This is a genomic window from Methylobacterium sp. V23, from assembly GCF_002917135.1.
GTDB lineage: Bacteria > Pseudomonadota > Alphaproteobacteria > Rhizobiales > Beijerinckiaceae > Methylobacterium.
Window position 1 is genome coordinate 102,359 of sequence record NZ_PDHT01000019.1, and the last position, 10,362, is coordinate 112,720.

Below are 10,362 nucleotides of genomic sequence, written 5' to 3' on the forward strand. Positions count from 1 at the left end.
TGGGACTTATTGGGGGCGGCTCGTCGGAGCCGTCCCCGACTTCTTTCCAAGGAGAGTTGCACCATGGCGCGCCTGATCCTGCCGCTTCTCGGCGGCGCCCTCATCCTTGCCGGAACTTCCGTGAGCCAAGCCCAGACCAGCACCGTGACAGCGGGGCCGAATGGCGTCTCGGGCGGCACGACGGGGCCGAACGGCAAGCCCTGCAAGGTTTTCCACTCAGACGGCCGTGCTCACGACGGCTCGGTGTCGAGTTCGGTCACGGCCGGACCTGACGGCGTACATAGCTCCTCCACGGGAGAAAGCTCGGTGACGACCCGGTCGGCCGACGGATCGAGCAGCAGTTCGGCTTCGAGCTCGGGCAATGGCACTACCATGACCACCACGGGTGACGGCGACTGCGTCGTCACTGCTCCCAAGAACAGGAAGTGAGGCCCAGATGACCACGAAGATCCTTCCCGCCCTGGCGACCCTTGGCCTGCTTCTCGCTCCCACGCTTACTCAGGCTCAGGCCCGAGGCAGCGCCACGGGCGGAAGCGCTGGCTCGGCTGCGGTCGGCGGTACCTCCGCCTCGACCGTTGGCACCGGCGGCACGTCCACGGGGGCAAACGGCGCCAGCGGCTCCTCTCTCGCGACCGGGGGAAGCGCGGCGGGCGGCAAGACCATGGACCGCTCCCACGTCAACGCGACCGGGAACGGCGGGCTGAATGGACAAGCCAAGGCCATGTCCCATGATGGCGGGACCTTTTCGAAATCGCAGACGAAGACCAAGGTCCGCGACGGCGAGAGCGTCGAGTCCCGCACCAAGACCATGTCGCATGAGCCGGGTTCGAAGCCGGTGAAGTCGATGACAACGACCGGCTCGACCGTCGGACAATAAGGCCTGGGGTTCCGTTCGTTACAGCAACCGAAAGCCCTTCGGGGTTACCCTAGCGAGACCCGCCTTAATGTGGGGTGGGCTTTTGCCGGAACTGAACGGGACGATGGGGAGCCGATTTGGCTAGGATGACGCTTCCTGGTCGGCGGCAGGACTGGCTCCTGCTGGGCCTCGCCCTCGTGCTCGTGTTCGTGGCCTTTGCGACCTACTACCTGACGCGGCCCACCACCTTGACCATCGCCGTGGCCCCGAAGGGCGGCAGCGAGCCTGCGTTGCTCCAGGCCTACGCGGACGAGCTGGCCCGGAGAAAGCTCGGCGTCCGGCTCAGGATCGTCTCCTTCGACGGCGTTCGCGAGAGCGCAGAAGCCCTGAGGGTTGGCTCGGCCGACCTTGCCGTGGTTCGGCCCGACGTTGCGCTGCCCGGGAACGCGTTGACGCTCGCCGTCCTGCGCGAGCTCTCGGCCTTCGTCGTGGGGACTTCCGATTCAGGCATCAAAGGCTTTTCGGACTTGGCCGGCAAGCGCCTCGGCATGCTAGCGAGCCGGACGGCAGACCGCACCCTCGTCAGTACGCTCGTGGCCCACTACGATCTGGAGCTCCTGACGGAGCCGCAAATAGGGGCCATCCCGAAAAAGGCTGTCGCGCTCGTGCCCTTGGAGGAAGCCGATGTCGGCCCCGCCATGCGTGAGCATCGGATCGATGCGTTGGTGATGGTCACGACGCCGACCTCGCCCCTCGCCAAGCGGCTTGTCTCCCTCGTCAAGGACGAGAGCGAGGACGACGAGATCGTCCTATTCGGGGTGCCGGACTCCACGGCCGTGCTGGCGCGCTGGCCGCGCCTGCAGGCCGTCACGCTGCCGGCGGCCCTGTTCGGCGGCAATCCCCGACTGCCTGCCGAGGACATCGCCACTGTCGGCTCGTCCTACCGGCTCATGGCCCGGGCCGACCTGTCGCGAAGCCTTGCCGCAGAGGTGACGCAGCACTTGTTCGAGATGCGCAGCGCCCTCTCCGACACGGTGCCCGCGGCCGACGCGATCACGCATCCGGCCTACGAGGATACCGCCGACGCAACCAGCGCGCACCTGCCGATCCACCCCGGGGCCATCGACTACCACGAGCGCGAGCAGGAGACCTTCATCGAGCGCTACGAAAGCTGGATCTATCTCGTGGCCATCCTGGCTGGCGGCGTCGGTTCGACCATCGCCTGGCTGCGCCAACGGCTGGGCCGCATCCGCCGTGAGCGGATCGAAGTGGCGACGAGCCGGCTTCTCGAACTGCGTGCGGCGGTGTCCCGGGAAACTCACCGCGAGCGTCTGGAGGCGATGGCGGTCGAGGTGGACGATCTGGCCGCCAGCATCGCGCGCCAGGCCCTCAATCGACCGACCGAACTGCGGATGCTGGGGGCGGCCAACGTGGCCATCGACGCCACGCGCTCGACGGTTCGGCGCGCCATGGATCGTCAAAACCGAACAACAGAAATCGCAAACGCCGAGGCGCCGGTCGCAACGCCTATTGTGTGAGTTGCGCGCCGGCGGAGTTCGGACCGAAGCCGGTCGCCATGCCATGCCCTAAGGCCGGGATGCAGGTACGGAAAAGCCTACCAGGAGTCCCTCCTGGTAGGCTTCATGGAACGTTTTAGGCGAGTGCAAGCTCAGTAGCGGTAGTCGCGGTATCCACCGTAACGACGCCCCTCGTCGTAGCGCGTTCCACGGTAGGAGCGCTCGTAGCCACCGAATTCGCGATGCCGGCGGTATCCGTGGGCGGGCGCCCAGGCAGGGGGACCACCCCGTTCGAAGCCGCGGCCGCCCCGAGCCCAGGGCGGATCGGCCATCGCGGCCGTCGAGGTGCCGAGGATGCCACCGGACAGTGTCAGGGCTGAGAACAATAGAAGTGCTGTCTTACGAAACATGGTGTCTCTCCGATGCCATCTATTCGTATGTCGTGGAATGGATACGGCTCAGGCGCCAAAACGGTTCCGAGCCTATATTTCGACCGGAACAATGGAGAACTGTAATCCGCCCTCTGCCCTGATGGGGGCGATCCAACTTTTGGAGCTCAATCCCAGCGTCTGCAAGCCTACGATCAACGCGGTCTCAGGGTCCGGCCGATTTCGTCGGGCATCGACCGTCGCACCCTGTGTCTGCGTCGCCTCAATGCCGCGGACGACCCAGGGCCTCGTCCGTGACGTCCTGGCCGGTCTCGACGTCACGGACGCTGACCCTCAGGCCATCCATCCTCAGGCGTTCTACAGCGGAAGCTTAAAACGTCAGCTTCCGGGCGGCTCAGCGGAACGGGGCATACGACTGGATTGGATAGGACTTCCCCCAGTCACGTGACCACCTCGTCGGGCAGCTCCCGAGCGGTGCGCGCCGAGATCAGACCTTGAAACAGAGCGAACGGCTCGGTGTCGGCGCTCGGTCCGCCGCCGTTGGAGGAACAGGCTCGTCCAGGGACCGTCTCAGACGTCCGAGGTGGGAAGGACTTCAGCCGGGACGACCGCGCGCGAGCGGGGGATCGGCCGTATCTCTGAGGCCTTTAGGAAGCGAAACAGAGCGAAGCCGGCGAGCGCGGCCGCTGCGAATGTGACACCTGGACGGCGGCGTACGACGGCATCCACCTCGTCATAGATCTCGCTGAACGTGCGCCTGCCGATCCCCTCGGAGAATTCCTCAACGCCCTCGGCCGCGGCATCGAAGAAAGCCTTGATGTTGGGCTGGTCAGAGAAGCCCGAACCGCCCGCTCGGATTGCGTCCCCGACATCTGAGACGACCCGAGACAGATCGGCCTTGCGCTTCTCGGCATAGCCAAGCGCCTGCATCCGAATCTCTTCAGCGAACCGACCAGGGCTCTCGGACGCCGTTTCGGCCGAACCCGGCGGAAGGTCCTGAGCGTGCTCGCGCATCTTACTGTGCTCCGCTTGGCAGCGTTATCCGTAATCGAACCAGAAATGAAAAGCTCAGCCTTTGAGTTCCATCTGGCCGAGCTGGAAACCCTTAAGACTGAGACCATGGATTCTTTCATCCTGTTCACACTCATTCTGGCAAGCCCAGCCTCCTGTAGGGCGGCAGGGCTTGCTGATGCGGAGAGCTGTTCACGACCTACCCTTAGCCTTTGCTTTGCGTCCGGGGGGCTGAAAGCCATCCAACTGCGTTGAAGGTATGCGCCATAAAGCCATGCGCTAAGATCCGGGAACCCACTGCATGCCCAGTGACGATGCCGTTGCCGTTCGACCACCCGCGCAGGTGCCCCCACCGCTCGTACCTGGTCTCCGCGGGCTGCTGACACTTGCCGTCGGCGTCGTACTCATCGCTGCTTTGTACTTCGGGAAGGAGGTCTTCATCCCCCTCGTGCTCGCGGTGCTCCTCAGCTTCGTCCTGGCGCCCGTGGTCAATCTGCTGCGCCGGATCAAGCTGGGGCGCGTACCCTCGGTGATCGTCGCCGTACTGATCGCCCTTGCGGTCATCGGCGGCATCGGCGCTCTTATTGGCACGCAGGTCGCGGGTCTTGCAGGCAACCTGCCGCAGTACCAATCCACCGTGCAGAAGAAGTTCTCCGGGCTGCAGGAAGGGTGGCTCGGCCAAGCCAACCGGGTCATCGCGAAGTTCAGTCACCAGGTCCACGACGCCACCCAGAAGGCAGACGCCGCCGGCACCACTGCCGCAACCGGACCGACCGGCGACACGCCCAAGGCTCAGCTCGTCCGGGTTCAGGAGCCCGAGATCTCGCCGCTCGCTCTGGTTGAGAAGGTGCTTGGCCCGATCTTCGAGCCGCTCACCACCGTTGGCATCGTCTTAGTGGTCGTCGTGTTCCTCCTCCTGCAGCGAGAGGACCTGCGCAACCGCATGATTCGTTTGTTCGGATCGAGCGACCTGCACCGGACCACCGTGGCGATGGACGACGCAGCGGGCCGGCTCGGCACCTACTTTCTGGCGCAGCTCGGCATGAACGCCGCCTTCGGTGTCATCATTGGCGTCGGCCTTTGGATCATCGGCGTGCCTAACCCGCTGCTGTGGGGCGTGTTCTCTGCACTGATGCGCTTCGTCCCCTACATCGGCGCCTTCATCTCCGGCATCCTTCCACTCGCCCTGGCTGCGGCCGTCGACCCAGGTTGGTCCATGGTCATCGCCACCGCCGCCCTGTTCCTTGTGGCCGAGCCGGTGTTCGGACAAGTCATCGAGCCGCTGCTGTACGGCCACTCGACCGGGCTCTCGCCCTTTGCCGTCATCGTTTCCACCCTGTTCTGGGGCTTCCTTTGGGGACCCATCGGCCTGATCCTGGCGACCCCCTTCACCGTGTGCCTGGTTGTCCTTGGGCGCCACGTCGAAAGCCTGGAGTTCTTCGACATCCTGCTTGGCGACAGGCCGCCGTTGACGCCTGTCGAGAACTTCTACCAGCGCATGCTAGCCGGCGACCCGGATGAGGTGCGCGACCTTGCCGAGGCCATGCTGAAGGAGCGTTCACTCTCCTCGTACTACGACGAGGTCGCGCTGAAGGGCTTGCAGCTCGCGGCCAACGATTTCAGGCGCGGGGTCGTCACACCCTCGCAGCTCGAGAACATCCGGGCGTCCTCTCGCTCCCTCGTAGAGGACTTCGAGGACCATCCCGACGTCGAGCCCACGGGAGAGAAGAAGGCGGTCAATCCAAACGAGACGCCGACGCTGGCCGAGCGGGACCACCCGAAGAACGAGGCGGTGCCCGGTCAGGCGCCGCCTCGTGAGGCGCTGCCCGAGGCTTGGCGCGGTGAGGCACCAGTCCTCTGCATCACGGGGCGCGGGCCTCTCGACGAGGCTTCCTCGGCGATGCTGGCACAATTGCTACGCAAGCATGGGCTCGGCGCCCGAATTGTGAGCCACGAGGCGGTTTCGCGCGACCGCATCCGTGAGCTCGACCTGAGCGGTGTGGCGATGGTGTGCATCTCCTACCTCGATATCTCCGGCAATCCTGCGCACCTGCGCTACCTGCTGGAGCGTTTGAAGCAGCGGGCGCCGGACATGCCGGTGCTAGTGGGTCTTTGGCCCGTTGGCGAGAAGGTCCTCACCGATGCTGCCATCGGCCGGCAGGTCGGGGCAGACGTCTACGTGTCCTCGCTGCGGGACGCGGTCGAGGCTTGCCTGAAGGCGACGCAAGGTGCGAGGGGCAGTGAGTTGGCGGCCTGATCTTGGACCCCAAGCCCATGTCCGCTTACGAGAGGTGCTCGCAGTAGCCTGTACAAATCCGTCGAGTTGGAGGCGAGATATCCGCCTCTGGGCACGACGCTGATTTCCGCTCCCCACCCATCTCGGTCCTTCCGAGGGGCCGCTTCCACGCGTTCCGATGGAGTACCGGTTTAGATTTGCGTAGTCGAAGCAGAGGATCGGTTCGACAAGGGTGCATCTAAGTTAGACCCAACTTCGGGATGACGAGTTCAACTCGCGTTCCTGGCGGCTCATGCCATGTCACGCTGCCACCAAGTTGCTGAGCAAGTGCCCGCACGAGCCGTGTCCCCGTGCCGGTACGCCACGCTGTCTCGGGCAGCCCAATGCCATCATCAGCGACCTCAAGAGCGTACTCACCATCGCTTCCATGATGGCTAAGCCGCACCGTCACGACACCGGGCGTGTCATCAGGGAAGGCGTACTTAAGGCTGTTTTGCAGGAGTTCGTTTACCGCGAGCCCCAGCGAGACCGCACGTCCTGCATCAAGCTCAACCTCATCGAAAGCTGTCCGCAATGCGATAGGTCTGAGGCCGATGAGTGCAGGCCCAACTTCATCGCATAAGCCTTGAAGGAACTCACGGACGTTCACGACTGCCGTACCGTCCTCGTCCTTGACGTGCAGCCGGTCGTAGACCCTAGCCAGCACGCTCAACCGGCTTACTGCATTGTCGATCTCCGCTTCTGCGACAGGGTCTTCCACTCGCCGCTTACTCATCGCGAGCAAGGAGATCACGGACTGGAGATGGTTCTTCACGCGATGGTTGATGTCGTAGAGAAGCACCTCCTTCTGCGCGTTCGCAGAGCGAACTGCGGTCTCGGACTGCTTACGCTCGTGTATGTCACGCGCGATTCCGATCAGACCAGCAACGTGGCCGTTAGCATCGTACCAAGGCGCTTTCGTTGAGAGGAAGCAGCGTTGCCCCTGACCTGCGACATTCACGAGTTCCTCGACTACGGAGGGCACCTGGGACTGCATGACAGTCTGGTCTGCCGCCTCAATCGCCTTGGCAAGCTCCTTCGGCATCAGGTCACGGTCGCGCTTGCCGATGAGTAGGTCCTTGGGCAGTCCGAGGATACGAGCCGTGACCGCGTTGGCCTGGACGTAGCGACCCTCCTTGTCCTTGACAAAGATCGGGTCGGGCGTGCCCTCGATGACGCCCTCCAGCAGGTTGAGGTTGCTAGCGAGGCTTTCCTCGCTAGTGACCAGGGCATCGACGGTGTTGCGTAGCGCTTCAATGATGGCAGCCGTGAACAGACCGACCCCCAAGAACACCGCAACGGAGAGGACCGAGCCGACATCCTGAAGGGTGAAGCTGCTGCGTGGCTCGATGAAGAAGTAGATGGCCAGCGCCGTGCTGAACAGGGTCGCGAAGAAGCCCGATCCTCGGTCGAACAGGAACGAGGACAACACGATGGAAGGCAGGAAAAGGAGGAAGGGTGAGCCCTGCACCTCGGTGAGGAAGTAACGCGCACAGAAGCAGAGCAGGACCATGCCCGCCGTCATGAGGTAGCGTGCCCAGGTCGGCAGACCGCGGACCGGACGCAGCCGCTTGATCAGACCGACGAAGAAGTCCTGGCGGCTCTCAGCGTTGGGTGCTGGCATGGGCCTCTTGATGATCGTCGTCCCGGTTCTCTGCCATCGCTACATCGCGATGGGCTAGAGCGCGAAAGACGACCTCCAAGATGGCCTGATCGCGATAGGGCTTCCGAATGACCCGGAAGATTCCGTCCGTTCCTTCTTGGACGCCATCAGGCGTTGCGGAGAGCACCACGACTGTGGTTAGCGGGTTCCGAGCGAGTTGATGAGCGAGGTCGGCCCCGGTCGCGCCGTCGAGCAGGTTCATGTCGATGAAGGCGAGATCGGGTCGTGACGCGGCTGCGAGCGCCAGGGCTTGTGCGGATGTGGCTGCGGGTCCGTGAACGTGATGCCCAAGGTCTTCGAGAAGTGTGATGAGGTTGAGAGCGATCAGTGCCTCATCCTCAACGATCAAGACCGACAGTGAAGTCAATGCTGTGTTGGCCCCCGTCAGCATGCGGTCCAACGCGAGCCGCTACCCCATAGATAGGGCACGGTCTGCAACAAGCGACGCGGTGTCAATCGGTGGTTAACTACGTCCGGCGGCTGATAAGAGCGGTACCCGGAAGACAGTTGTACCGATAGTAAGCGGCGCGGTTTGGGTGCAGGGTGAAGACGGTACTTAAGTAAATGATAAGCTATAAAAGGCCCGCTGGTGCCGTAATGCTCAAGCCGATAACAACTACTATTGAGAATTTTGCAGACAATTTTCTGCGGCAAGCATAGATCGCAGTCGGAGCGTCCGCTTCTGGGCGCTACCCCTGGTTCCGCTTTCCACCCCAGCCGAAGTTGCTGCACAGCCGATGAATGACCGCTTTCCGGAATTACCAATGTCCATCTCAACGACCGTGTTGGGTCGGATGCGGAACGTCTGCTTCCGGGCAGGCGGCTAACTTCCGCTTTTGGCGCAAAGCAGCTGCCGGCAAAAGTCGATCGCCAGTGCGGGCGTGCCCTGGAGACAAGCCGTGAACTTGGCATGCGCACGAAGTGCCGCATTCCTTCGCGCAAACCTGCTTCCCACCTTCGTAGAGCGGGCGTGAGAGCCAGAATGGGCGTGCCAGTGGCAAGGATCGCCGTCCAGCAAGGCGCGGAAACGAAGATCCAGGCATGCAGAGCTTTACGAGCGGTGGGCAGCAGATTGCAGTGGAATGGTTTGCGGCTTCCGGCAGCCTCACAGTTGGGCAAGGGTCATCATCAGCAAGACCGGCAGTGCTGCTCCTGCATGGTGCGGACGGTCTGACTTACGCTGACGGCTACCGTCTCGCCGCACGAACCATCGCCTCGTCAGGCTACCACGTTGCCTTCGTGCACTACCTTGACCGAACGGGTGACCAGCGCGTGGCTTATGCCCGGCTGCGGCAGGACTTCCCACATTGGAGAGAGACCATTCGCGATGCGGTGAGCTGGCTGGCTGATCAGCAAGGCGTCGATGTGAGAAGGCTTGGCATCGTGGGCCTATCGCTCGGAGCGGCGCTGGCGTTCGCGACAGCGGCGGAGGAGCCGCGTGTGCGAGCGATCGTTGACTACTCGGGCCCGCTGCCGGATGAGCTCGCTGGTCAGCGTCTACGGCTACCACCCACTCTGATCCTGCACGGTGCTTCGGACCGCATCGTCCCCGTCTCCCATGCTCACGCGATAGAGCGTCTTCTGCGGGAGCAGAGCACCCCGTATGAGATCAAGATCTACGAGGGGCAGGGCCACGGCCTCACGGGTGCCGCGCAATTCGATGCCGCGGCCCGGGTCGCACGCTTCCTTGGACAGCACCTTCAGCAGGCGTCCTCCTGAAGTCGCGACCTCTCAGGGCAGCCTTAGGGTTCTACGCCATCGTCGTCGAACGGCTCACGGGTGATCTCTTCCTCGAAGGTGTCATCCAAATCCCCCCGATCGGGCTCTGGGATTGGCTCCTGCGTCGCTGCTTGCCCTGCGTCGGCGGAACGCTCGTCTCTATCCATCGACGCCTCATCCACCGGAGGGGAGGGTGCCTCGGACGTCGCGCGCCGCGACTTGCCCAAGCCGAGATCGCGTGCGAGCTGCGAGCGCTGGGCTGAGTAGTCCGAGGCGGTCATCGGATAGTCGACAGGAAGGCCCTATTTGGCCCGGTAGGCCTCTGGTGTGAGGCCAAGCCGGGCGAGGTGCCAGCGCAGCGTCTTGTACTCTTTGCCGTTCTCGAAGCTGATCAAACCGTTAGGCTGGATTGAGCGCCAGATCTCAGCCGACGTCAGCACGCGCTGATCCTCAGCGGGTTGGGCATTCTTGGATGTGAGCCCCTGAAGGCTCGCATGAACGCCTCTGATCAACCCAGGCAGCTCAGTGACAGGGAGATGATTGCCTACGGCAAAGGCCGTGACGATCTGCGTCGTGAGCTCTACCAGATCGTCGTGTTCTCCAGCTTCGATGGCCATCCGTGCTCCTTGAGACCTGAACCTCACGAGGGTCAGGTCTCACGGAAACCAGGGCTATCAAGTCACCAGAGCGCCCGAGGAAGACGACGCTTCCAGCGCTCGCCCGGCTTCAAGGTGGTGACCTGCTGCGTCCGCCGCGCGGAACGTACCTGCGGCGCGAAAGAAAGAGCGACTGCGGTGGCATCAGCTTCAACGATAGCGTCAATAGCCGAAGGGGCGACTTGCTGTTGCGCCTGTGCTTTGTCTGCGACCAGCATAGGTTCATCAGCCATTGCCGAGATCTTCGTACGCTTGGCAGGCACCTTCACCCGACGC

At 63.4% G+C, this 10,362-nt stretch carries 9 protein-coding genes and 2 pseudogenes; 5 read left to right on the forward strand and 6 right to left on the reverse strand.

Annotated elements, in window-relative coordinates:
• Window positions 1-63 precede the first annotated feature (63 nt).
• The 3 genes from CRT23_RS18130 to CRT23_RS18140 all read left to right on the forward strand — a co-directional run bounded on the left by CRT23_RS18130 (window position 64) and on the right by CRT23_RS18140 (window position 2,394).
• Window positions 64-429, forward strand: coding sequence for a glycosyl hydrolase (locus CRT23_RS18130; RefSeq protein WP_103710802.1), 366 nt, complete (start codon window positions 64-66; stop codon window positions 427-429).
• A 7-nt stretch (window positions 430-436) separates the two neighbouring features.
• Window positions 437-877 carry a hypothetical protein gene (locus tag CRT23_RS18135; protein ID WP_103710804.1) on the forward strand — a complete coding sequence of 147 codons (441 nt, stop codon included), beginning with the start codon at window positions 437-439 and terminating at the stop codon, window positions 875-877.
• Between the two features lie 125 nt (window positions 878-1,002).
• Entirely contained in the window at window positions 1,003-2,394 is a 1,392-nt protein-coding gene (locus CRT23_RS18140) for a TAXI family TRAP transporter solute-binding subunit (protein WP_103710806.1), read from the forward strand.
• Between the two features lie 131 nt (window positions 2,395-2,525).
• Here CRT23_RS18140 and CRT23_RS18145 read toward each other — a convergent pair whose 3' ends face one another.
• Window positions 2,526-2,783, reverse strand: a complete 258-nt coding sequence (locus CRT23_RS18145) for a hypothetical protein (protein WP_103710808.1) — start codon at window positions 2,781-2,783, stop codon at window positions 2,526-2,528.
• 549 nt (window positions 2,784-3,332) lie between these two features.
• Window positions 3,333-3,776 carry a hypothetical protein gene (locus CRT23_RS18150; protein ID WP_103710810.1) on the reverse strand — a complete coding sequence of 148 codons (444 nt, stop codon included), beginning with the start codon at window positions 3,774-3,776 and terminating at the stop codon, window positions 3,333-3,335.
• A gap of 298 nt (window positions 3,777-4,074) precedes the next feature.
• Between CRT23_RS18150 and CRT23_RS18155 the strand changes: the two genes are divergently transcribed.
• Window positions 4,075-6,030, forward strand: coding sequence for an AI-2E family transporter (locus CRT23_RS18155; RefSeq protein WP_103710812.1), 1,956 nt, complete (start codon window positions 4,075-4,077; stop codon window positions 6,028-6,030).
• Between the two features lie 217 nt (window positions 6,031-6,247).
• Here CRT23_RS18155 and CRT23_RS18160 read toward each other — a convergent pair whose 3' ends face one another.
• Both CRT23_RS18160 and CRT23_RS18165 read right to left on the reverse strand, forming a co-directional pair.
• Window positions 6,248-7,672: a PAS domain-containing protein gene (locus CRT23_RS18160; protein WP_103710813.1), complete on the reverse strand. Its 1,425-nt coding sequence runs from the start codon at window positions 7,670-7,672 to the stop codon at window positions 6,248-6,250.
• Window positions 7,653-8,102, reverse strand: coding sequence for a response regulator (locus CRT23_RS18165; RefSeq protein WP_103710815.1), 450 nt, complete (start codon window positions 8,100-8,102; stop codon window positions 7,653-7,655). Before CRT23_RS18165 ends, CRT23_RS18160 begins: the two co-directional genes overlap by 20 nt.
• 650 nt (window positions 8,103-8,752) lie before the next feature.
• Here CRT23_RS18165 and CRT23_RS18170 point away from each other — a divergent pair.
• Window positions 8,753-9,430, forward strand: coding sequence for a dienelactone hydrolase family protein (locus tag CRT23_RS18170; RefSeq protein ID WP_103710817.1), 678 nt, complete (start codon window positions 8,753-8,755; stop codon window positions 9,428-9,430).
• 23 nt (window positions 9,431-9,453) lie between these two features.
• Here CRT23_RS18170 and CRT23_RS29765 read toward each other — a convergent pair.
• Window positions 9,454-10,047: pseudogene (locus CRT23_RS29765) on the reverse strand (MucR family transcriptional regulator).
• A gap of 62 nt (window positions 10,048-10,109) precedes the next feature.
• Window positions 10,110-10,362 (reverse strand): annotated as a pseudogene (locus CRT23_RS27855) (hypothetical protein); the annotation flags it as partial.